Below are 22,477 nucleotides of genomic sequence, written 5' to 3'. Positions count from 1 at the left end.
GGGTGCGGCAGGGTCAGACCCATTTGGCCAGCGGCGGCAGGCTCATCAGCACCGCATTGGCATCATGGCCGGTTTCCAGCCCGAACTTGGTGCCGCGGTCATAGACCAGGTTGTATTCGGCGTAGAGACCGCGGTGAATCAGCTGGGCGTCCTTGGCGGCCTCATCGAAGTCCTGCACCCGGCGTTTTTCAACCAGCGGCACAAAGGCCGGCAGGAAGGCGCGGCCGATGTCCTGAGTCAGGGCAAAATCCGCGACCCAATCGCCGGAGTTCTGGTCATCCATGAAGATGCCGCCCACCCCGCGGGCGCGTTTGCGGTGAGGAATATAGAAATACTCGTCCGCCCACGCCTTGAGCCGCGGGTACTGGTCTTCACCATGCGGGTCCAAGTGCTGTTTTTGTGTGGCGTGGAAATGCGCGGTGTCCTCGCCGTATTCGATGCAAGGGTTAAGGTCCGAGCCGCCGCCGAACCACCAGGCGTGCGGGGTCCAGAACATGCGGGTGTTCATGTGCACGGCCGGCACATGCGGGTTGCGCATATGGGCGACCAGCGAGATGCCCGAGGCCCAGAACCGCGGGTCGTCTTTCATGCCCGGAATGCCCTTGCGCGCCGCCATGGCGGCTTGCGCGCGGTCGCCCAGGGTGCCGTAGACTTCGGAGATGTTGACGCCGACTTTCTCGAACACCCGGCCGCCGCGCATTACGCTCATCAGTCCGCCGCCGGCATCAGAGCCGTCGTCTGAGGTGCGCTTGGTCTGCGTCACCTCGAACCGGCCCGGCGCCATCTCCGCAAACGGGCCTTCGCTGTGGCTGTCCTCCAGCCCCTCGAACGCCGCAACAATCTCGTCGCGCAACTGGCGGAACCAGGCGGCGGCCCGGGTTTTTTCCTCGATCATCTCTGCGGTCATGCCAAATCTTTCCAATCAGTGCATCGGCGCGGACACCGGGTCCAAGAGGGTGCGGCCGCCGTCCAGCGTCACCACCTGGCCGGTCATGAACCCGGAGGCATCCGAGGCCAGATACTGCGCGGTTTCGGTCAGCTCGGTCGGCGAAGCGACCCGGCCCAGCGGCGTGTGCGCCTCGATATCCTGGCGGAAACTGCGGTTTTCCTTAAGTGTGTCCCGCATCGACGCGCTCATCACCGAGCCGAAGGCGATGGAGTTCACCCGGATCCGGTAGGGCGCCAGCGCAACGGCCAGCGAGCGGGTCGCCTGATCCAGCGCGGCAGAGGCGACCGAATAGGCCATCAGGTCGGGATGGGTGCGCCGCGCGGCAATCGACGACAGGTTGATGATGCTGCCGAGAGGGCTGTCGCTGCCGCGCTCCTCGCCCTGTTTGATCATCCGCCGGGCCACCTGCTGCGACAGGCGCACCGTTGGCAGCAGGCTTTGGTTCAGCAGCTGGTCCAGGGTTTCGTCCTGCGCATCCAGCGCGTCGGTTGCCACCACCTGGCGGGCGCCGTTGACTAGAATGTCGATGTCATCAAAGGCGTCGATGGTGGCCGACAGCAGATTGGCGATGGTCAGACGCTCCCGCAGGTCGCCGGCGAAATAGCGGATGTTGCTTTCGTCGGCCTGCTCGCCCAGCTCGGCAACCAGCTGCGCCTCCTGGGTGTCGGCGAACATGACATTGGCGCCGGCATCGGCGAACTGCTTGCCGATCGCCAGGCCAATGCCGCTGGCGGCGCCGGTCACGATGGCAGTCTTGCCGGAGATGGAAAAGGACATGCGAGATCACTCCCTGGGCCGTTTGGCAGGCACGTTAGACCGGGACTGCCGGATTGGAAACCGGCATTGCGCCCGGAGCGCGGTTACTTGCGCCCGCGCTTTGGTCTGGCCGCGTGCAGAATCTTGAAGCGGTTATCGCCGCCTTCTTCGCGCACCTGGGCAAAGCGGTCCGCCAGCGCGGTTTCATATGGCAGGTGCCGGTTGGCCACCATCCACAGGCTGCCGCCTGGCGCCAGCATCGCGGCCGCGGCGGCGATGAACGCCTGCCCCAGCGACGGCTCCGCCGCGCGGCCGGTGTGGAACGGCGGGTTCATCACCACGGTGTTCACCGGGCCGGGCGCCTTCCAGCTGCGGGCATCGGCCCAGTGAAACTGCGTCCGCGGGTCCGCCGCATTCAGGCGGGCGCAAGCCAGTGCGGCATGGTCCGCCTCAACCAGGTGCAGTTCCTCAACGCCTTCATGCTTCAGCACCTGCGCCGACAGATAGCCCCAGCCGCCGCCCAGATCGGCCACGCAGCGGCCCAGTTTCTTGGGCAGCGCCGCCGCCAGCATGCGGGAGGCCGGGTCGATCCCGTCTGCCGAAAACACTCCGGGGGCGGTGATGAACCCCTCAACCTGCTGCGGGCCTGCGGGCAGCCAACCGGACAAATCGGTGCCGCCCTCGATCCAGAACACCTTGCCATGCGCCTTGGACACCGGCGCAGAAGGCTCGCAGCGCTTGCGCAGGTCCTTCAGGACCGAATCGATGCCTTCGGTCTTGGCGCCGTCGATCAGCACCTGGCCCCGGGTGGCAGCGGCGGCCTGCGCCACCAGCATCCGCGCCAGCGCCTTGGCCCGCGGCAGAAAGACGACGGCGGCTGAATACTCTGCCCCCGCCTCAGGTGCCGGAACGCAGCCGTACCCCTGCGCAGCGAAGTGATCGTGGTCGGGGCGGAACGGCTGAATGATCAGCAGCTGCTCCTTGGGCAGCGCCGACAAGTCGTGTTCGGCGCGCGGGTGGAACACGGCGATGCGGCCCTCGGACGGCACAGCAAAGCCGCCCGATTGGGCGGCCAGGGACAGGCGTACAGACATATAAAGGCCTCTTCAGTCTTCTTTTTCCATGGTGCACTGCAGCGGGTGCTGGTGGCGGCGGGCGAAATCCATCACTTGGCCCACCTTGGTCTCAGCCACCTCATGGCTGAACACGCCGACCACCGCCACGCCTTTTTTGTGCACCGTCAGCATGATCTCGAACGCCTGCGCGTGGGTCATGCCAAAGAACCGTTCCAGCACCATCACCACGAATTCCATCGGGGTGTAGTCGTCATTCAGCAGCAGCACCTTGTAGCGCGGCGGACGCTTGGTCTTGGGGCGCGTCTTGGTCAGGACGCCCGCTTCTGTGTCGTCGTCTGAATGATCCGTCATCATGATGGGCTGCAGCGGCATAAGCAATTTGATCCAGTGATGCATGGAATTTCCTGTGCCGCTTATATAGCCTCTTACCTGTTCAGGAAAAGAGACTGAGACCCGCAGATTGACACGTAATTTGACAACAATCGGCTTTGATGCCGACGATACCCTTTGGCACAACGAACGGTTCTTCCGCGTGACGCAGGAGAGATTCGCCGAATTGCTGATGGATCACACATCGGATGACATCGGCCCGGGAGAGCTGGAGCGGCGGCTGCTGGACGCTGAGAAGCGCAACCTGGGGCGCTATGGCTACGGGGTGAAGGGCTTTACCCTGTCGATGATCGAAACCGCGCTCGACGTGACGGAGGAGCAGGTTCCCGGCGCCGTGATCAAGGAGCTGATCACCGCGGGCCAGATGATGCTGTCCTACCCTATCGAACTGCTGCCCCATGCGCGCGAGGCGGTGGAGGCGGTGGCGGGCCGTTACAAGGTGGTGCTGATCACCAAGGGCGACCTGCTGGATCAGGAGCGCAAGCTGGCGCAATCCGGCCTGGGCGAGCTGTTTGACGGGGTTGAGGTGGTCTCGGAAAAAACGCCCGAGGTCTATCTGGACATCTTTGCCCGCCACGGCGACGGCGCCGCGCGGGCGATGATGGTCGGCAACTCGATGCGCTCGGACGTGGTGCCGGTGATCGAGGCCGGCGGCTGGGGCACTTATGTGCCGCACGGGCTGGTCTGGGAGGTGGAGCACGCCGAAGCCCCGGAGCACAGCCCGCGTTACACCGAGATTACCGACCTCGGCAGGCTGGCGGATCTGGTGGGGCGTCTGGGCTAACCGGCTTACCCGGTGGATGCTGGACGGGCCGCTGCGCGGCCGTTATCCCATTGGCAAACCGCGAAGGAGACACCGGGACATGCCGCACGCCGAGCTGAAATACTCCAGCGATCTGGAGATCGACGCCGCCGCCATCCTCGCCACGATTGAGGCGGTAATTCTGGAGCACGACGCCGGTGCGGGCGCCTGCAAGGGGCGCGCCTATCCGGCGGATCAGTTCCGCCACAGCCATATCGCCGTCAGCGTTGCGCTGCTGAGCAAGCCGCACCGGGACGAGGCGTTTTCCAAGGCGCTGCTGGCCGATCTCGAATCCCGCATCAAGGCGCAGCTGGGCCAGCCTTGCGAATTCTCGCTGGGCCTCAGCTATTCCACGCCCTTTTATGTGACCCATTTTCACCCCGGCTAAGGGCTTTGCAGCCCTTGCAGCCCGTCTTGAGGCCCGCCCCGGGCCGCTTTAGATTGCTCAATTGCAAGTTTTTTTAGTAACCCTTTATTAGCACATCCCGCATCTAGCGGCCCGGCGTACAAAACCCACTACATGCCGGCAGTGCTTAACGGCTGCGCCGAACACGCGCGTTTCGCCGCTGTTTATTCCTCGTAAACCCTGTGTTACGCTTTAACCAACAGGCAGAAACGTCAGCCGGACAACCGGCGGCACGAGGCAAACATGGCAGTGATCACGCAGGACACTCCGGCGTCTGGCCGGTATTTCCGCACCCGTTTCCTCTGGGCAGCGGCAGGTATTCTTCTGGCAGTTCTGGGACTTGGGCTGGGGCTGGCTCCGCAAAGGGCGCAGGCCGCGCCCTATGCGGCGATGGTCATTGATGCCAGGACCGGCGAGGTGCTGCACTCGCGCAATGCCGATACCCGGCTGCACCCGGCCTCGCTGACCAAGATGATGACGCTCTACATCGCGTTCGAAGCTGTGCGGAACGGCGAGATCACGCTGGACACCAAGGTCAAGATCTCGCGTAACGCGGCTGCCGAACCGCCCTCGAAGCTGGGGCTCAAGTCCGGCCAGCGGATTGCCTTCCGCTACCTGATCCGTGCCGCGGCGGTGAAATCCGCCAATGACGCGGCCACCGCCATCGGCGAGACGCTGTCGGGGTCCGAGGCCGCCTTTACCCGCCGGATGAACCGTACTGCCAAGGCGCTGGGGATGACCCGCACCACCTTCAAGAACGCCCATGGGCTGACTGCCAGCGGGCATTTGTCGACCGCCAGCGACATGACCACGCTGGGGCGGCATCTGCTCTATGATTACCCGGAGTACTACAACCTGTTCTCGCGCCGCTCGACCAATGCCGGCATCCGCGAGGTGCCCAACACCAACCGCCGCCTGCTGGCCGCCTACCGCGGCGCCGACGGGATCAAGACCGGCTATACCCGGGCGGCGGGCTTCAACCTGGTGGCCTCCGCCAAGCGCGGCAACGAGCGGATCATCGCCACCGTGTTCGGCGGCAAGTCCACCACCTCGCGCAATGCCAAGGTGGCGGAGCTGCTGGATCTCGGCTTCCGCCGCGCCCCCTCTCGCGCCGCGCTGCGCAAACCGCAGCGGCCCGCCTATCAGGGCGCTGGCAATGTTGTGGTGGCCGAGGCCGATGACGGGCCCGCGCACGCGGTTGCCGGCAAGACCATCCGGGTGAGCGGCCAGGTGGAAACCAGCCTGCGCCCGAAACTGCGCCCCGGCGCCAGCGAGTCGCCGGTGCTGGTGGCCGCGCTTGAGGAAGCGCTTCAGACGCCGCCCGCGGAAGCTGCGGCAGCGGAGGCAGAGACAGGGGCCGCGCCGGAAAAGACGGCTCCAGAGCAGATCGAGAACGTGCAGACTGTCAGCGCAGACGCGGCACTGCAGCGGGATGCCGTGCGCGACAGCATTGCCGTTGCGCTGGCCGAAGCGGAAGCGGAGCCGGCGCCCCTGGAAACAGCTGCGGCCGCCACGGTCATCGCCGCGGTGCAGCGGGTGCCCTTTACCGGCCTTCGGCCCGCCGCCCGCCCGGCCAGCTTGGCGCTGGCAGAGGCCTCGCCGGAGCCGGAACCGGTTGTGGTCACCCGCCTGTCCACCTCCGGCGGGCGCTACTGGGGCATCAATGTCGGTCTCTACAGCAGCCGCTACCAGGCTGAGAAGGTGCTGCTGCGCACCGCGCTGTCGGAGCTGGAGACACTGGACGGCTCCCTGCGCAAGGTGGCCAACACCCGGCGCGGGTTTGAGGCGAACTTCCTCGGCATGAGCCAGGAGCAGGCGGAACTGGCCTGCCGCCGCCTGAACGCCCGCAACGTGACCTGCAACCCGATCGGCCCGTCCTGACGACCGGCGTAGCTTCAGATCAGCAGCAAAGAGGCGCCCCCGCGGCGCCTTTTTCGTGACCTGCGCCCAGTCTCCGCCAGCCGCTCCCGCCCGTCGTCAGGCTTTTCTGACGAAAACCCCTCCTCCCGTTGGGCGTGGCACCGCGCCATGCGCGGTGCCACGCCCAACGCCGCCAAGGGGCTCTGGCCTCAGCCAGGGCACCTGCGGGGGCGGGAGTTTTTTGGGTGCTAAGAACCCGCTCAGGGCTTGGGCTTGTCGTCCCACTCGTCGCTCAGGATGCGGCGGGCGTCGCCTTCGGGGTCGTCATACTGGTTGCTGCGCACCGTGTAGATGAAGGCCGCCAGACCCACCGCACCGAGGATCAGCGAAATCGGGATCAGGTAGGTGAGGACGCTCATAGGGTCGGTTCCATGCTTTCAGGCGCGCCCTCAGCGCAGCCGCAGCGCGTTGAGGGAGACGGTAATGGAAGAGGTAGACATCGCCAGCGCCGCAATCAAGGGCGTGGCCAGCCCGGCAATCGCCAGCGGCACCGCGATCACGTTATAGAGCGTGGCAATGCGGAAGTTCTCGCGGATGCGGCGGGTCGCCTTCTGCGCCACGCCGCAGGCCTCGGCAATCGGGCTGAGGTCCTGGCCCAAGAGCACGATGTCGGAGGCCACCCGCGCCGCATCCAGCGCCGAGGCCGGGGAGATCGACACATGCGCCGCTGCCAGTGCTGCAGTGTCGTTAAGGCCGTCGCCCACCATCAGGACCTTCTTGCCCTGATCCGCCAGCAGGCGCACCCGGGCGGATTTATCGGCAGGCAGCGCCTCTGCCACCCATTTGGCGATGCCCAGCCGCCGGGCCAGATCCTCGACCGCGCCGGTGGTGTCGCCGGAAATCAGCAGTACGTCCTTGCCGACCTCCTTCAGCGCCTGCACAGCCTCTGCCGCGCCGGGGCGCAGCGCATCGGTGAACAGGAAGGGTTTGGCCGACCCCGCCCCGCTGTCCAGCCAGGCCGCGGTCTGGCTGCCTTGTTCAGCGCCGACCCAGGCCGCGCGGCCCAGCCGCACGCGGGCGCCGCGGTACAGGCCTTCGGCGCCATACCCCGGAACCTCGGTGATCTCCTGCACTGCGGCAGGCTTGACCCCGGCCTCACGTGCCGCACGGGCCAGCGCCACTGACAAGGGATGCGAGGAGCCTTCGGCCAGCGCCAGCGCAATCTCCAGATCCGCCCGGGCGTGGCCGCCCAGGTTGGTGACCTCCGGCGTGCCGGCGGTCAGCGTGCCGGTCTTGTCGAACACCACCGTGTCCACCTCTGCCAGCCGCTCCAGTGCGGTTGCGTGTTTGATCAGCATACCCTTCTTGAACAGCCGGCCTGAGGCGGCGGTGGTGACCGCAGGCACCGCAAGGCCCAGCGCGCAGGGGCAGGTGATGATCAGAACCGCGGCGGCGATATTCAGCGCCGTGCGGATGTCGAAGGTGTAAAGATACCAGCCCGCAAAGGCGAGCGCCGACAGGATGTGCACCCCCGGCGCATAGAGCTTGGCCGCGCTGTCCGCCAGCGAGGTGTAGCGCGAGCGGCCCGACTCCGCGATCGCAACCAGATCGGTCATGCGGTGCAGCGAGGTATCCTCGCCCACTGCCGTGGCGCGGATGGTCAGCGGGCCGGTCAGGTTCACTTCACCGGCGGAAACCGCCAGGCCCGGTGCGGCAAACACCGGCAGGGTTTCGCCGGTCAGCAGCGAGCGGTCGAGCTCCGACTGGCCTGCGACGATTTCGCCATCCACCGGCATCCGCCCGCCGGGGCGCACCAGGATCAGATCGCCGATGGCTAGATCCGCCACCGGCACCTCATATTCATCGCCGTCCAGCAGCCGGACCGCCCGGGGCACCTCCAGCGCCGCCAGTTCCTCTGCCGCGGAGCGCGCCACGGCGCGGGTGCGGTAATCCAGGTAGCGGCCCGCCAGCAGGAAAAAGGTCAGGGTCAGGGCAGCGTCGAAATAGGCGTGCTCGCCGGACAGGAAGGTCTCCCACAGCGAGGTCAGCAGCGCCAAGACCAGCGCCAGCACGATCGGCACGTCCATGTTGAGGCGTTTGACCCGCAGGGCGGTCCAGGCATTGGCAAAGAACGGCTGGGCGGAGAAGACGATCGCCGGGAAGGTGATCGCGGCGGAGATCCAGTGGAACATGTCCCGGGTCGCGTCCGAGGCGCCGGACCAGACCGACACCGACAACAGCATCACGTTCATCGAGGCAAAGCCCGCGACCGCCAGCCGCATCAGCAGATCGCGGCCCGCCTTGTCGTTCTGGGTCGCCGCAAGCGCCGCCAGATCCAGCTCATGCGCCTCATAGCCGATGCGTTCCAGCACCGGGATCAGGTCGGCGGCGCGCACGTCCGGGTCCGCCTCGATCAGCGCCCGTTTCAGGGTCAGGTTCACCCGCGCCGAACGGATTCCGGGCTCGGCGTTCAGCTCCCGCTCCACTGCCGAAATGCAGGCCTGGCAGTGAATGCCCGGCAGCGAAAGCGCCAGCCGCGCCTCCGTCGGCGCCTGCTCCGCACTGTCATGCGGGGCGGCGACGCAGGCCGGGCAGGCCGCAAGCGAGGGGCGGAGCTGGGCGGTCATGGCGGTCAGCCTTTCACGTGCAGGATCACCCGCTGGGTGAATTCGGTGCCGTTCTTGGCCCGCGCCACCATGCGGATGTTCCAGTTGCCCGGGCCCAGATCGGCCGGCGCAACATAGGCCTGGCCGTCAAAGGCGAACTCCGGCTGCTGATCGTCCTGCACATGGGTCGCCCGGCCCAGGGTAGCGGTCAGCTTGGCCACCTCCACCGGGTTGCCATCGGCATCGGTGATCTCCAGCTTGACCTGGTCCCCGGCTGAGGAGGCATAGACCGACCAGCCCAGCGCCTCCTGCGCGTTCCGGCGCTTGTCGAATTCCTGGCTGGCGACATAGGAGTTCTTCACCTCCAGCCCCGGAAAGGTCTTCACCGCGCTGACGGCCAGGGCGATATTCACCCCGATGATCACCGCAAAGGCGCCGCCGAACAGCATCAATGCGTGCTTGCCGGTAAATTCCCGTTCGCGCTTGGCCATGGTTCAGTTCCCCTTGCCGTTAAAGCTGGTGTCCTTATGGGCGCGTTCGCCGCTGTCCAGATCTTCCACCCAAATGCGCACCGGAGTCGAGGCCGCTTTGGACGGCGCAGCGTCCTTGGGCGTCACGATATAGACCCGCTGCAAGAGCGCGGTGTCAGCGGGCACTGCCACGGTTGATCCATCGGTGCCCTCCAAGGCGATCTGCATTGCCGGATCGCCCTTGATCGACAGCTGGAATGGGCGTTCTTCGCCATGCTTGTTGCGCAGACGCACGTCGTAGGTGTTGCGGATCGAGCCGTCGGACAGCGTTACATAAGTCGGGTTGCGTTCCGGCGCCACGGTCAGCTCGATGTCAGAGCGGATGAACAGGGCAAACAGCAGCCCCAGGCCAACCAGCGACCACAAGGTGGTGTACATGATGGTGCGCGGGCGCAGGATGTGCTTCCAGATGTTCTTGGGCGGCTTGCCCTCGCGCTCCTCCGCCTCATCCGACAGGGCCATATAGTCGATCAGGCCGCGCGGCTTTCCGATCTTGGCCATCACGTCGTCGCAAGCGTCGATGCACAGCGCGCATGTGATGCATTCCATCTGCTGGCCGTCGCGGATGTCGATCCCCATCGGGCAGACGTTGACGCAGGCCATGCAGTCGATGCAATCGCCGGGCCCTGCGGCCTCGGCAGTGCCGGTTGCGGCGGTAGGGTCCGCGTCCGGGGAGAGGCCGGGATACGGCGTGCCGGCATAAGCCGCCTGGCCGGGACCTGCCGCCTGTGCGGCCTGCTCAGCCGCTTCCGCCTCGGCCTTGCTGCGGCGGCGAACGTTGCCCTTGCCGCGCGGCTCGCCACGCCATTCGCGGTAGCCGACGGTCAGCGTGTCCTCATCCATCATTGCCGCCTGGATGCGCGGCCAGGGGCAGGCGTAGATGCAGATCTGTTCGCGTGCAAAGCCGCCGAACAGGAAGGTTGTCGCGGTCAGCACCAGCATGGTGGTGTAGGCAACCGGATGCGCATTCAGCGTTACCAGATCATAAGCCAGCGTCGGCGCATCGGCGAAATAGAACACCCAGGCGCCGCCGGTGGCCAGCCCGATCAGGAACCAGGCCACCCATTTGGTGACCCGCAGCCGGACCTTGCGGAAATCGAGCTTTTTCTGCCGGTGCAGGCGCAGGCGGGCGTTGCGGTCGCCCTCGATCCATCGCTCCACCAGGATAAACAGATCGGTCCAGACGGTCTGCGGGCAGGCATAGCCGCACCAGACCCGGCCCAAAGCGGAGGTGAACAGGAACAGCCCCAGCCCCGCCATGATCAGCAGGCCAGCGACAAAATAGAATTCGTGCGGCCAGATCTCGATCCAGAAGAAATAGAACCGCCGGTTCGCCAGATCCAGCAGCACCGCCTGATCCGGCAGCGAGGGCCCGCGGTCCCAGCGGATCCAGGGAGTCAGGTAGTAGATCCCCAGCGTCACCGCCATGATGTACCACTTCAGGTTTCGGAAGGGTCCGGAGACGCGCCGGGGAAAAATCGGTTCCCTGGCGGCATACAGGCTCGGGGCTGGGTTGGAATCGCTCACGGACTCTCTCCGTCTTGTGGCTGTCTGGCGCCCTTGTCACAGATGCAAAGTGCCAGAACTTTGACGTGGATCAAAAAGCGTATCGGACAATCATGTTTTCGCGCCCGGTACAGCGTCTTGTGAAGGCAAAAGGCCACCTATGCCTGCGTGCAGCGGCCTGCCAGAGGCAAGTTGCCGCAGCGCAGAGATTACGGCAATGCACAGCCGGTTTCCGTCGGGAAACAGCGGTTTCAGAACGGCTGCCGCTGCCGCCTGAGCCAGGCGATGAACTTGCGCGCCTCCGGGCGCAGCACGCCCGGGCGGGTGGCGATGTGGTAGCCGCGGCCCTCGCCTTCGGTGAACAGTGCCAGCAGCCGGCCTTCTGCCAGCTCCTCCTCGACAAAGGCGCGGACGCTGACCGCAACCCCCTGCCCGGCCTTCACAGCCTGCATCAGCAGGTTGCCCGGCAGCCGGGTGCGCGGTCCGCGCAGGCCTTCGCTGACGCCGCGCGATTGCAGCCAGAGGCCGGCCTCAGACGTGCCCAGCTCCTCCAGCCAAGGGAGGTCCAGCAGATCCTCGGGCGCGCTCACCTGCCGCCCGCCCAAAAGCCCCGGCGCGGCAACCACCACCATCGGCGAGGCCAGCAGCATTTCCGTTTCCAGCCCCGGCCAGCTGCCGTCGCCGTAGCGCAGGGCGATGTCGATGCCGCCGGGCTTCAGCTCAACCAAGCTGCCCGTGGGGTCGAGCACCAGGTCAATCCCGGGATTGTCCGCCTGAAACCCCGGCAGCCGCGGCATCAGCCAGTGCGCGGCAAACATCGGCGTGCAGGTGACATGCAGCGGCCGGGCGGTGCCCGCTTGGGTGATTTCCTGCACAGCCGCCTGGATTGCGCCAAAGCCCAGCTGCAGCGCCCGCGCCAGATGGGCACCTTCTGAGGTCAGCGCCAGCGCCCGGCCGCTGCGGTCCAGCAGCGCCACGCCCAGATGCGACTCCAGCGCCCTCAGCTGCTGGCTGATGGCAGCGTGGCTGACATTCAACGCCGCGCCTGCCTGAACCACATTTCCGGCCTCCGCAAAGGCTGAGAAGGCACGCAGTGACGCAAGCGGCGGCATGTGCAACCAATCCATATGTAATTCCAACTTACACGATGCGATTTTTCTTAACTCGCAGGAATCGCCCGCTCGCGCAAGGATCAGAGACAGACAGCAAGATAGGAGGCTGACCCATGCTGACCGATATCTACGCCCGCTCGATGCTGACCGCGACGCGCCAGGACTGTGTGAAGCTGCGCGATCTGCCTACCGCCAAACCGCTGCCCCGCGCCTATGAGGCACCGCCCCGCCGCAAGGGGCTGCTGAAACGGCTGGCCGGCTGGCTGCGCCGCCGCCCGGTCAAGACGCGCTGCATCCATCCGCAGAACATCTGAGGGATTGATCCTGAAGAGAGAAAGAAAAAGCGCCGGTTTTCCAGGAAACGCGCGAACAGATCGGAAAACCGGCGCATGACCCGTTCGGCCTGCACGTCGGCCTAGCGGGATGTCATGCTGCTTTGGCGGGGATGTCTGCCAGGCAGCAATGTCTTTCACTTGCCTGTGTAGCGCGGTTCGCGGCGGCGCAGTTTGACACGGATCAAACAGCCGCAAAAATTTGCCCGTCTCTAGCAAAAAACTATTCTCATCCCATGGCCAACGGAGAGAACAGACAGGCAGACGCCGGGAACCGCGCTCCGCTGTCGGCGGCCGAGGTCGGCGCTTTGGCGCATTTGTACCGCGGCGAGGTTTACCGCAGCGTGATGTGGCGCACCCGGCTGGACATCACCACCAACTGGGCGGTGGTGACGCTGGGGGTTGCGCTGTCGATTTCCTATTCCTCGCCCGAAGCCTCGCCGCTGCCGCTGATCCTGGTCGGCATCCTGATCATCTTTTTCCTGATGCTGGAGGCGCGGCGCTACCGGTTCTACAACGTGTTCCGCGCCCGCGCGCGCTGGCTGGAGAAACATTTCTACGCACCGATGCTGTATGACGGCGATCTGCATCTGGAGGAAAACTGGCAGAAGGTGCTGGCGCAGGATTACAACCGGCCGGACTATCACATCAACCTGCTGCAATCGATCGGGCGGCGGATCAAGCGCAACTATCTGTGGGTGCTGCTGATCCAATCGCTGGCCTATGCTGGCAAGATCGCGGTCCATCCCCGCCCCATCGAGTCCTTTGATCAGGCGCTGGAGCGGGCGGAGATCGGCCCGCTGCCAGGCGGCGTGGTGATCGCGGCAGGCGTTCTCTATGTGGTGAGCTGGAGCTGCATTGCCATCTGGAGCAGCCTTTACGACCAGCAGGGGCTGGGCATCCACCCGCCGGCATCGGGGCGCAAGCCCAAGACCCTGGCGGCTTCAGCGGCGGCTCAGGCCGCCGGCCAGAGCCACCAGAGATAGGACGCATAGCCTGCCAGCAGCACCGCCCCCTCGCGCCGCGACACCCGCAGGCCGGTCCAGGCCAGCGCCAGGAAGCCCAAGGTCACCAGCACCATCACTGGGTTATCAAAGCCCGCAATCCGCCCCGGTACCTCAGAGGGCGCGATCAGGGCCGTTGCACCGCCGATCCCCATCAGGTTGTATATGTTGGAGCCGATGATGTTGCCGAACGCCATTTCGCCCTGACGCCGCAGCGCCGCGGCGACAGAGGTCGCCAGTTCGGGCGCGGAGGTGCCCACGGCAACGATTGTCAGGCCGATCACCGTTTCGGAGACCGCCATCGAGCGCGCCAGCTCCACCGCGCCATCCACCAGCAGGCCGCCGCCGCCGATCACCAGGGCAAGCCCGGCCAGGGCGGTTGCCAGCGGCCGCCACATTGGCAGCCTGGGCTGGCTTGCAGGCACAATCGCCGGATCGACGCCTTCCAGCGCGGCGGCCTTGTCATACAGCGCGCCGTGGTCTGCGGCGGTTGTCCGCTCCTGCCGGACGGCCAGCCAGATATAAGCTGCCAAAGCCAGGACAAACCCTGCCCCCGCAGCCCGGGTCACCGGCACCGTTGCGGCAAGTACGGCAAAGACCAGCGTCGCGGCCAGCATGACACCGCCGTCGCGCCGCAGCGCTGCCGACTGCACCGCCATCGGGGCAATCAGGGCGGAAACGCCGGCAATCAGCAGGATATTGGCAATGTTGGAGCCTGTGATGTTGCCATAGGCAATCCCCGGCGCCCCGGCCAGCGCTGCCCGCACCGACGTCACCAGCTCCGGCGCCGAGGTGCCGAAACCGACTAGCGTCAGCCCGATCACCAGCGGCGAGACGCCAAAACGCTCTGCCACACGCACGGCACCGCGCACCAGAAACTCGCCGCCCAGGATCAGCAGAACAAGCCCGCTCAAAAGCGGCAGCCAAATATCAAACACGCAAAACCTCTCCGGAAATGCGCCTTTGGAACTGCCAAGGGCGCGCAGACAGCGCCCCTGCTGCCTTCCCTTTGCGGCTCGGCGCAGAAACGTCTAGCGCGGAAGTGAGCGTTCACCGCGTGGCTTTCAAGATGCGGCGGCGGTCATTTCTGCAAGCCTCTCCCGCTTGCGGACCGCAGTGCAGCAGGCAGGCCGCTGGCGCGGTGCAGGCAAGGCCGCCACAGGATCCGGGCGCCTGCCCGGACGCCCAGAACCTGCGCGGAATTTACGTTTCCTTATCGGCACTCGTGTAACGGTTCCCGTCATCACGCCTCTCCCATTGGCGGTGCAACCGCGAAAAATTGTTCCTAACGCGTGCTGACGCCCGCGCCAGATAGAAAGTCAGATACAGCTCATGGCAATCTTGGATTGGGTAAAAGACCTTATCGCCAGCAAGAAAGGCACAAAAGGCGACGATTTGATGGACGGAACCACCGGTGACGACACGATCGACGCGGGTGCGGGCCAGGACACCGTCGCCGGTGAAGAAGGCAGCGACATTATTGATGCCGGCGAGGGCGATGACGTTGTCTATGGGGACATGGGCGACGGATTCGAGCAGGGCGCGGACGCCTCGCCGCTGGTGCTGGACATCAACAACATCCAAACGGTGTCGCACGACGGCTACACCGGGTCGGCGGGCGATTACGCCGTCTTCAGCGATATCGCCGTTCTGGAAGACGGCACCAGTGTCTGGGGCAGGCTGGTTCTGGTCGAAAAGTCCAACGATTACATGTCGGTGCAATTCGGGTACGACGCTGGCGCGGAAATCCTGCTGAACGGCGATTCTCCCGGGGACCGGGCCACGTTCCGGCTGGAGTTCTTCGATCCCGCCACCGGAGAGCCGGTCTACCTGAACTCTACCGCCACCTTCAACGACGTTGATGACAACAGCAGCTATGGCGATGCCGAGGCGGTCATTATCGACGGCAACAGTTTCACCAGCTTCGGGGTAGCGGAGGACACCTCGCTTGGCACGGCAATTGACGGCAGCATGGTCACGGCCACCGGGTCGGAGAAGAATGACTACACGGATCAGGACGCCTGGTTCTCCGCCGCCTTCGAAGACCGGTCCTCGATCGAGTTCACGCTGCAGACGCGCGACGGCCTGGCCGGTTTCACGCTGTCCGGCGATGTGATCGAAGACGCCGTTGTCACGCCCATCGAACAAGGCAACGACACCGTTCTGGCGGGGGATGGCAACGATGTGGTCTACGGCCAGGGGGGCAACGATGTCCTGTATGGCGAAGACGGCGACGACAGCATGGAAGGCGGCGCCGGTGACGACATCCTGGAAGGCGGTGCCGGCGCCGACACGCTGATCGGCGGCGACGGCGGCGACACTCTCTCCGGCGGCGATGGCGACGACTATATCGAAGGCGGCGCCGGCAATGACAGCCTGACCACGGGCCTCGGCAACGACACGCTGATCGGCGGCGAGGGCGACGACACCCTCAGAAACTCTGCCGGCGACGACAGCCTGGTCGGTGGCGTCGGCAATGACAGCATCATCGCGACCGACGGCAATGACACGCTGGAAGGCGGCGACGGCAACGACACCATGTACGGCGGCAATGACAACGACCTCTTGGTTGGCGGCGCCGGCGATGACCTGATGTATGGCGAAGCCGATGCCGACACCTTCAAGATGTCGGACGGGTTCGGCAATGACACGCTGGAAGGCGGGGAGGCGGGGAACGACTACGACACCGTCAACTTGTCCGATGTCACCACCGGCGTGACCGTCACTTACACCGGGGATGAGGCCGGCACGATCACCGATGGCACCGACACGATCACCTTTTCCGAGATCGAGTTGCTGAACCTGACGGATCAGGGCGACATCGTGAATGCCTCGGCTGACAGCGCCGGGGTGACGATCGACGCCGGCAAGGGCGACGACACCATCACTATGGGCGCCGGCGACGACCTGATCACAGGCGGCGAAGGCTATGACCAGCTGATTTTGACCGGCGGCGGCGGCACCGACACCGTCAGCGACTTCAGTGTTGGCGATGACGACGCCGACGGTTTTTACAACGACCAGCTTGATGTGTCCGGGCTGACCGGCGGCACCGGCCCCGGCGGCGCCATCCGCGCCTGGGACGTTTCCGTCACCGACGACGGGTTCGGCAATGCGCTGCTGACCTTCCCCACAGGCGAGAAACTGGTTCTGCAGGGGGTTGCGCCGGCGCAGCTCTCCACCGCGCCGCAGCTTTACTCCGCGGGCATCCCCTGCTTCACACCCAATGTTCTGCTGGCCACCCGGCGCGGTGCGGTTCCTGCCGGGCAGATCCAAGTGGGCGACATGCTGCAGACCGCTGACAACGGGTTCCAGCCGGTCATCTGGACCGGCAAGCGCACCCTCAGCCCGGCGGAACTGGCGCTGCGCCCTCATCTGCGGCCCTATTGCGTCCGCCCGGGCGGCCTGCTGCGCCCGGAGCGGCCGATGCTGCTGTCGCCGCAGCACCGCCTGCTGACGGGGCCGCAGGCCTTTGACCGGGAAACCCCGTTCGGCGAAAGCTTCCTGTCCGCGAAACTGCTGGCGGAGATCGACCCGAACTGCTCCCGGCAGCCGGTTGCGGACAGTCCGGTCACCTATGTGCATCTGATGACAGAGCGGCACGAGGTGATCTTTGCCGAAGGCATCGCAACGGAAACCTTCTGGCCCGGCCCCGAGGCAATGCGCGGGTTGTGCGCTGCGGACAAACGGGAGCTGTTCAGCCTGTTCCCCGAACTGGCGGCAGTTCACGGCCTGACAGGCGAACAGGGCCGGGAGCAGGTGCGCGGTGTCTACGGCGGCCTTGCCCGCCTCCCGCTCAAGCGGCGCGACCTGAAAGATCTGCAGGCCGCCTGATCCCAAGTCATTTGGCTTGCTTAGCCCTCTGCCGGGCCGGGGCACTGTGCCCCGCCCGGCCCTGCCTGCCCCCTGCCCCTTCTGCTTTGCACCCAGCAGCCTGACCTGAGCCAGCGGCCCGAGGCGGCGGCGCCGTCGTGACGGCCGCAGCCGACAAGCGCAGGCGCGAAGATTGCGAAGCCTCACGCGGTTTTGCCGGCCGCCTCTGTGGTGTTTCAGCGGCGCGGCTGCATAGCTCCCCCTTGCGCACAGCCTGCCCCAAAACGGAGAAGGGCCGCCCGCCGGGCAGCCCTTTCCTTGTTCTTCTATTACCCGGTCCGGCTTATTCGCCGCCGCCCAGCTGGTGGACATAGGCCGACACGGCGCGGATCTGCGCTTCGGTCAGGCGGGTGTTCCAGGCCGGCATCACGCCATAGCGCGAATTGGTCACGGTCTCGGTCAGGGTGGCGTAGTCGCCGCCATAAAGCCAGATCGCGTCGGCCAGGTTCGGCGCCCCCTGCGCGCGGTCGCCGGTGCCGTCTTCCATGTGGCAGGAGGCACAGTTGTCAGCGAAGATAACCGACCCGGCCTCAACCTTGGAGGCGTCCTGCGGCTCACCCGACAGCGACATCACGTAGTTGACCACCTGGGAGATTTCTTCCTTCTCCAGAAGCTCATCGCGGCCGAAGGCAGGCATCTCGGAATAGCGCGCTTCATCGCTGTCCTCGTTGCGGATGCCGTGGGCCACCGTGGCGTGGATGTCTTCCACCGAGCCGCCCCAGAGCCAGTCGTCGTCCAAGAGGTTCGGGTAGCCCTTGGCGCCGGCAGCACCGGAGCCGTGGCACTGGGCGCACCAGGTCTTGAACACGGCGGAACCGGCAGAGACGGCATAGGTGTTCAGTTCCGTGTCGTCCGCGATGGCGACCAGCTCAGCCGCTTCCAGCTTGGCGTTGACTGGCGCGTTGGCTTCTTCCACCGACGCGATTTCAGCCGCCACGTCGCCGCGGGTGGACCAGCCCAGAATGCCTGCCGTGGCCGAGTTGACCAGCGGCCAGGCCGGATAGGCGATGGTGTAAAGAACACCCCAGATGATGGTGGCGTAGAAGGTCCACAGCCACCAGCGCGGCATCGGGTTGTCGAATTCCTCGATCCCGTCCCACTCGTGGCCGGTGGTCTTCGGATCGCCCTCGAACTTTTGCGATTTCTTGCTCATACCCTCGCCTCCTTAGTCGCGGCGGGTTTGTCGCCCTTGCGGGGCGCGGCTGTCTCGTCGCCCTTGCGGGGCGCAGGTGCATCGACGTGGCGGAACGGGATGTTTGCGGTATCCTCGTAAGCCTTGGTGCTGCCTGGGCGGAACGCCCAGACAATGATGCCGATGAAGACGGTGAACAGGAACAGCAGCATCCAGCTGTCTGCGAATTCCCTGAGGAGCGTATAGAGTTCCATCCTATCCTCCCTTACCGGCTTGCATCCGGGGTGAAGGTCGAGAAGTCGACCAGCGTGCCCAGCATCTGCAGGTAGGCGATCAGCGCATCGGCCTCGGAGACCCCCGGCTGACCATCGAAGTTGCGCACGTTGACCTTGTCGCCATAGCGCTCCAGCAGCCCGTCATAGTCGCTGTCCGGATCCGCCTGGGCGCGGAAGTCGGCCTGTGCGGTTTCGATCATGTCCTCGCTGTAGGGCGTGCCCAGCAGCGCGTTGGTGGCCATGATGTCGCCGATGTATTTGCCGTCGATCTTCTTGTCTTCGAGGAAGCCGTATTTCGGCATCACCGATTCCGGCACCACGGCCTGCGGGTCGCGCAGGTGGTCGACGTGCCAGTCATCCGAGTAGCGGCCGCCCACCCGGGCCAGATCCGGTCCGGTCCGCTTGGAGCCCCACTGGAACGGACGGTCGTACATTGACTCCGCCGCCAGCGAGTAGTGGCCGTAGCGTTCGACCTCGTCGCGCATCGGCCGGATCATCTGGCTGTGGCAGACATAGCAGCCTTCCCGGATGTAGACCTCGCGGCCCGCCAGTTCGAGCGGGGTGTAGGGACGCATGCCCTCCACCTCCTCGATGGTGTTTTCCAGGTAGAACAGCGGTGCAATCTGCACCAGTCCGCCGATGGTCACGACCAGGAAACTGCAGATCAGCAGGAGGGTCGCGTTGGTCTCGAGGATCTTATGTTTGTCGAGAATAGCCATTGCTCCGGCCCTCCTTATTCAGCCGGGACCTGAACCGACAGGCTGGCCTCTTTGGCCGGGGCCCGGCGGACGGTCATCCACAGGTTGTAGCACATGATGAGGGAGCCCGCGAGGAACATGACCCCGCCCAGACCGCGCACCACATACATCGGGAACTTCGCTGCCACGGTGTCGGCAAAGGAGTTCACCAGGAAGCCGTTGGCGTCCACTTCGCGCCACATCAGGCCTTCCATGATACCGGTCACCCACATCGACGCGGCGTAAAGAACGATGCCGATGGTGGCGAGCCAGAAGTGCCAGGACACGAGGCTGAGCGAGTACAGGCGCTCACGCTTCCACAGCACCGGCACCAGATAGTACAGCGCGCCGAAGGTGATCATGCCGTTCCAGCCGAGCGCGCCGGAGTGCACGTGGCCAATGGTCCAGTCGGTGTAGTGCGACAGCGAGTTCACCGCGCGGATCGACATCATCGGGCCTTCGAAGGTGGACATGCCGTAGAAGCCGACGGAGATCACCATCATCCGGATCACCGGGTCGGTGCGCAGCTTGTCCCAGGCGCCCGAGAGCGTCATCAGGCCGTTGATCATACCGCCCCAGCTGGGCATCCACAGGATCACCGAGAACACCATGCCGAGGGTCGAGGCCCAGTCAGGCAGCGCGGTGTAGTGCAGGTGGTGGGGACCCGCCCAGATGTACAGGAAGATCAGCGCCCAGAAGTGGATGATCGACAGCTTGTAGGAGAACACGGGACGTTCGGCCTGCTTCGGGATGAAATAATACATCATGCCCAGGAAGCCTGCGGTCAGGAAGAAGCCCACGGCGTTGTGGCCGTACCACCACTGCACCATCGCATCTTGCACGCCGGGCCAGACGATCACGGACTTGGAGCCCCAGATCGACACCGGGATGGTCGCGTTGTTGACCAGGTGCAGCATGGCGACGGTGACGATGAAGGACAGGTAGAACCAGTTCGCCACGTAGATGTGGGGTTCCTTGCGCTTGATGATGGTGCCCAGGAAGACGGCCAGATAGGCGACCCAGACAATGGTCAGCCACAGGTCAACGTACCATTCCGGCTCCGCATATTCCTTGGACTGGGTGCCGCCCAGCAGGTAGCCGGTTGCCGCCAGCACGATGAACAGCTGGTAGCCCCAGAACACGAACCACGCGAGGTTGCCGCCCCACAGGCGCGCCGCGGAGGTCCGCTGCACCACGTAGAAGGAGGTTGCGATCAGAGCGTTGCCGCCAAATGCAAAAATCACTGCGGAAGTGTGCAGCGGGCGCAGACGGCCGAAATTGGCAAACCCTTGCGCCCAATCGAAATTCAGCGCCGGAAAGGCCAGCTGGAACGCAATGAAGGTCCCGGCCAGAAACCCGACCACGCCCCAAAGGGCGGTTGCAATTGCACCAGCGCGCACAACGCTGTCGAAATACTCATTTTCCACACCTGCAACTGCCTTTTTCGGCTCATTGGTGTGGCGCAAAGTATAGAGGAACAGCCCGCCAGCCACGATCATCACGATGACCGCATGCACCTGGTAAGCCAGATCCCGCGCGTAATTGGTACCGATCATCGCAAACAGCGTGACCAGACCAAGCGCTATCAGCTTGATATAGTTAGACATCTTGCGTCCCTTTGCCGTGCCCCCGCGAATCCTGCGGATACGGGGACGTTAATAGACCGCGCTCTTCTTGCAAAACGCGCCTCTCTCCTGCCTTGATCTGCATCAAGACGCTTCCCGCCGACATGTGACACTTCTTCCCGTGCTTTGAAAATCCCTTCGCCGGGGCCATGGGGGCCCGCGGCGCAGACCCCGCCGGGAGGTGTCATGTCCTACAAATCCTTGCTTACTGTCCTTACGGCTGCGGAAACCGCAACCGCGCCTCTGGCGCAAGTTGCGGCTTTGGCAGAGGAATTCGGTGCCCATGCCGATGCGCTCTGCCTCGGCGTCGACCGCACCCAGACAGGCTATTACTATGCAGGCGCCAATGCGATGGTGCTGCAGGAAACCCTGGCCCGCGCCCAGGAAGAGGCCGAAGCGATCCAGGCCGGCGCCGTGGAAACGCTGCAGCGCGCAGGCGTGCCTTTTGCCACCGACAGCGGTGTTGCGCAGATCGCGGACCTTGGCCGCCACGTGGCGCGCCACGCGCGGTTCTCCGACCTGGTGGTGCTGGGCAAGCCCTATGGCAAGGAGAAGCGCGCCGAGGCCGAGCCGATTGTCGAATCGGCCCTGTTCGAGGGCCGCGCACCGGTGCTGGTGGTGCCGGACAAGGGCGAGCCCCTGCGCCGGCCCAAGACCGTGCTGGTGGCCTGGAACGAAAGCATCGAAGCGATGACCGCGATCCGCAGGTCGCTGCCCTTCCTGACCGGTGCCGACCTGGTGCGCATTGCGGTCATCGACCCGCCGCAGCACGGGCCGGAACGCTCCGATCCGGGCGGCATGCTGGCGCAGATGCTGTCCCGCCACGGCGTCACCTGCGAGATCGACGTGCTGAGCAAGACGCTGACCCGGGTGTCGGACATCCTGAACCGCCATGCGGCCGATACAGCCGCTGACCTGATCGTGATGGGGGCATACGGCCATTCCCGCTTCCGCGAGGCCATTCTTGGCGGCGCCACCCGCAACATGCTGGAACAGGCGGCGGTCCCGGTGCTGATGGCGCATTGACGCCCTGGCCTTTCCAGCCGGATGCAGCGGCAAAAGGCGCCCCCGCAGGGCGCCTTTTCCAGTTCCGTGCGCCAGCAGCCTAACGGGCCTTGCGGATGAGGCCGATCAGGAAGAGCAGGATCACCGCCCCGATCGTGGCATGGACCAGCGACCAGAAAAATCCGCCTCCCGCCGCAAAGCCCAGCGCCGGAAAGATCATCCCGGCCAGAAAGGCGCCGACCACGCCGACGATGATATTGCCCAGGAGGCCAAACCCCCGCCCCTGCATGATTTTGCCCGACAGCCACCCGGCCAAGGCTCCGATGATCAGCATCCCGATCAGGCTTCCAAACTGCATTGCCGCCTCCGTTTTTGTGGTGCTGCCAGTAGATCACAGTCCTTTTGCCGGGTCACGCCCTGGCTTCAGGTTGCCGGGGTCCGGATTTCTGCCAAACGCCCCCGTGGCTCTCCCGCCCGTCGTCTGCCCTTCCTGTTGGAAGG

Annotated in this window: 22 protein-coding genes; 7 read left to right on the top strand and 15 right to left on the bottom strand. The window is 65.2% G+C overall.

Annotation, left to right across the window (positions count from 1 at the left end; all coding sequences use genetic code 11):
- Positions 1-13 precede the first annotated feature (13 nt).
- The 4 genes from hemF to clpS all read right to left on the bottom strand — a co-directional run bounded on the left by hemF (position 14) and on the right by clpS (position 3,135).
- Positions 14-907: an oxygen-dependent coproporphyrinogen oxidase gene (gene hemF / locus B2P87_RS08280; RefSeq protein WP_141891137.1), complete on the bottom strand. Its 894-nt coding sequence runs from the start codon at positions 905-907 to the stop codon at positions 14-16.
- Positions 908-922: 15 nt separating this feature from the next.
- Positions 923-1,726: an SDR family NAD(P)-dependent oxidoreductase gene (locus tag B2P87_RS08275; RefSeq protein ID WP_058285107.1), complete on the bottom strand. Its 804-nt coding sequence runs from the start codon at positions 1,724-1,726 to the stop codon at positions 923-925.
- Positions 1,727-1,809: 83 nt separating this feature from the next.
- Positions 1,810-2,799 (bottom strand): methyltransferase, encoded by a 990-nt coding sequence (locus B2P87_RS08270; protein ID WP_141891138.1) that lies wholly within the window; start codon positions 2,797-2,799, stop codon positions 1,810-1,812.
- 12 nt (positions 2,800-2,811) lie between these two features.
- Entirely contained in the window at positions 2,812-3,135 is a 324-nt protein-coding gene (clpS, locus tag B2P87_RS08265; protein WP_036761102.1) for an ATP-dependent Clp protease adapter ClpS, read from the bottom strand.
- A gap of 106 nt (positions 3,136-3,241) precedes the next feature.
- Here clpS and B2P87_RS08260 point away from each other — a divergent pair, with 106 nt between their 5' ends.
- The 3 genes from B2P87_RS08260 to B2P87_RS08250 all read left to right on the top strand — a co-directional run bounded on the left by B2P87_RS08260 (position 3,242) and on the right by B2P87_RS08250 (position 6,260).
- Positions 3,242-3,955, top strand: coding sequence for an HAD family hydrolase (locus tag B2P87_RS08260; RefSeq protein ID WP_141891139.1), 714 nt, complete (start codon positions 3,242-3,244; stop codon positions 3,953-3,955).
- A 79-nt stretch (positions 3,956-4,034) separates the two neighbouring features.
- Positions 4,035-4,361, top strand: coding sequence for a hypothetical protein (locus B2P87_RS08255; RefSeq protein WP_141891140.1), 327 nt, complete (start codon positions 4,035-4,037; stop codon positions 4,359-4,361).
- 261 nt (positions 4,362-4,622) lie between these two features.
- A complete protein-coding gene (locus B2P87_RS08250) occupies positions 4,623-6,260 on the top strand; it encodes a D-alanyl-D-alanine carboxypeptidase family protein (RefSeq protein WP_141891141.1) in 1,638 nt (545 codons plus the stop codon).
- A gap of 239 nt (positions 6,261-6,499) precedes the next feature.
- Here B2P87_RS08250 and ccoS read toward each other — a convergent pair whose 3' ends face one another.
- From ccoS to B2P87_RS08225, 5 genes are all read right to left on the bottom strand, one after another.
- Positions 6,500-6,658 carry a cbb3-type cytochrome oxidase assembly protein CcoS gene (gene ccoS / locus B2P87_RS08245; protein ID WP_027235212.1) on the bottom strand — a complete coding sequence of 53 codons (159 nt, stop codon included), beginning with the start codon at positions 6,656-6,658 and terminating at the stop codon, positions 6,500-6,502.
- 30 nt (positions 6,659-6,688) lie between these two features.
- On the bottom strand, positions 6,689-8,866 hold the full coding sequence (locus tag B2P87_RS08240) for a heavy metal translocating P-type ATPase (RefSeq protein WP_141891142.1): 2,178 nt from the start codon (positions 8,864-8,866) through the stop codon (positions 6,689-6,691).
- Between the two features lie 5 nt (positions 8,867-8,871).
- Positions 8,872-9,336 carry a FixH family protein gene (locus B2P87_RS08235; RefSeq protein ID WP_141891143.1) on the bottom strand — a complete coding sequence of 155 codons (465 nt, stop codon included), beginning with the start codon at positions 9,334-9,336 and terminating at the stop codon, positions 8,872-8,874.
- Between the two features lie 3 nt (positions 9,337-9,339).
- On the bottom strand, positions 9,340-10,902 hold the full coding sequence (gene ccoG, locus B2P87_RS08230) for a cytochrome c oxidase accessory protein CcoG (protein WP_244940733.1): 1,563 nt from the start codon (positions 10,900-10,902) through the stop codon (positions 9,340-9,342).
- A 230-nt stretch (positions 10,903-11,132) separates the two neighbouring features.
- Positions 11,133-12,008 (bottom strand): LysR family transcriptional regulator, encoded by an 876-nt coding sequence (locus tag B2P87_RS08225; RefSeq protein ID WP_141891144.1) that lies wholly within the window; start codon positions 12,006-12,008, stop codon positions 11,133-11,135.
- Positions 12,009-12,106: 98 nt separating this feature from the next.
- Here B2P87_RS08225 and B2P87_RS08220 point away from each other — a divergent pair, with 98 nt between their 5' ends.
- Both B2P87_RS08220 and B2P87_RS08215 read left to right on the top strand, forming a co-directional pair.
- Positions 12,107-12,307, top strand: coding sequence for a hypothetical protein (locus tag B2P87_RS08220; RefSeq protein ID WP_141891145.1), 201 nt, complete (start codon positions 12,107-12,109; stop codon positions 12,305-12,307).
- 254 nt (positions 12,308-12,561) lie between these two features.
- A complete protein-coding gene (locus tag B2P87_RS08215; protein WP_141891146.1) occupies positions 12,562-13,311 on the top strand; it encodes a DUF2270 domain-containing protein in 750 nt (249 codons plus the stop codon).
- On the opposite strand, the gene B2P87_RS08210 is transcribed toward B2P87_RS08215, so the two are convergent.
- Positions 13,281-14,267, bottom strand: a complete 987-nt coding sequence (locus B2P87_RS08210) for a calcium/sodium antiporter (RefSeq protein WP_141891147.1) — start codon at positions 14,265-14,267, stop codon at positions 13,281-13,283. The genes B2P87_RS08215 and B2P87_RS08210 overlap by 31 nt on opposite strands.
- A 394-nt stretch (positions 14,268-14,661) precedes the next feature.
- Between B2P87_RS08210 and B2P87_RS08205 the strand changes: the two genes are divergently transcribed.
- Positions 14,662-17,163, top strand: coding sequence for a Hint domain-containing protein (locus tag B2P87_RS08205; RefSeq protein WP_141891148.1), 2,502 nt, complete (start codon positions 14,662-14,664; stop codon positions 17,161-17,163).
- 322 nt (positions 17,164-17,485) lie between these two features.
- Here B2P87_RS08205 and ccoP read toward each other — a convergent pair whose 3' ends face one another.
- Genes ccoP through ccoN form a run of 4 tightly spaced genes read right to left on the bottom strand, consistent with a single transcriptional unit; the run spans position 17,486 to position 20,953 of the window.
- The gene (ccoP, locus tag B2P87_RS08200; RefSeq protein ID WP_141891149.1) at positions 17,486-18,355 is read right to left on the bottom strand and encodes a cytochrome-c oxidase, cbb3-type subunit III; all 870 of its coding nucleotides are present in this window, start codon (positions 18,353-18,355) and stop codon (positions 17,486-17,488) included.
- On the bottom strand, positions 18,352-18,588 hold the full coding sequence (locus B2P87_RS08195) for a cbb3-type cytochrome oxidase subunit 3 (RefSeq protein ID WP_141891150.1): 237 nt from the start codon (positions 18,586-18,588) through the stop codon (positions 18,352-18,354). Before B2P87_RS08195 ends, ccoP begins: the two co-directional genes overlap by 4 nt.
- A gap of 11 nt (positions 18,589-18,599) precedes the next feature.
- Positions 18,600-19,328, bottom strand: coding sequence for a cytochrome-c oxidase, cbb3-type subunit II (gene ccoO / locus B2P87_RS08190; RefSeq protein ID WP_058285092.1), 729 nt, complete (start codon positions 19,326-19,328; stop codon positions 18,600-18,602).
- Positions 19,329-19,342: 14 nt separating this feature from the next.
- On the bottom strand, positions 19,343-20,953 hold the full coding sequence (gene ccoN, locus B2P87_RS08185) for a cytochrome-c oxidase, cbb3-type subunit I (RefSeq protein ID WP_141891151.1): 1,611 nt from the start codon (positions 20,951-20,953) through the stop codon (positions 19,343-19,345).
- 204 nt (positions 20,954-21,157) lie between these two features.
- Between ccoN and B2P87_RS08180 the strand changes: the two genes are divergently transcribed.
- Positions 21,158-21,997, top strand: a complete 840-nt coding sequence (locus tag B2P87_RS08180) for a universal stress protein (RefSeq protein WP_058285090.1) — start codon at positions 21,158-21,160, stop codon at positions 21,995-21,997.
- Between the two features lie 79 nt (positions 21,998-22,076).
- Here the strand turns inward: B2P87_RS08180 and B2P87_RS08175 are convergent, their stop codons facing one another.
- Positions 22,077-22,334, bottom strand: a complete 258-nt coding sequence (locus B2P87_RS08175) for a GlsB/YeaQ/YmgE family stress response membrane protein (RefSeq protein ID WP_058285089.1) — start codon at positions 22,332-22,334, stop codon at positions 22,077-22,079.
- Positions 22,335-22,477 lie beyond the last annotated feature (143 nt).

Origin of the sequence: Leisingera sp. UBA4491, from assembly GCF_002388965.1 — a bacterium.
Classification (GTDB): Bacteria; Pseudomonadota; Alphaproteobacteria; order Rhodobacterales; family Rhodobacteraceae; genus Leisingera; species Leisingera aquaemixtae.
Note: the sequence above shows the minus strand (reverse complement) of the source record. Positions and strands in the feature narration are given on the sequence as shown.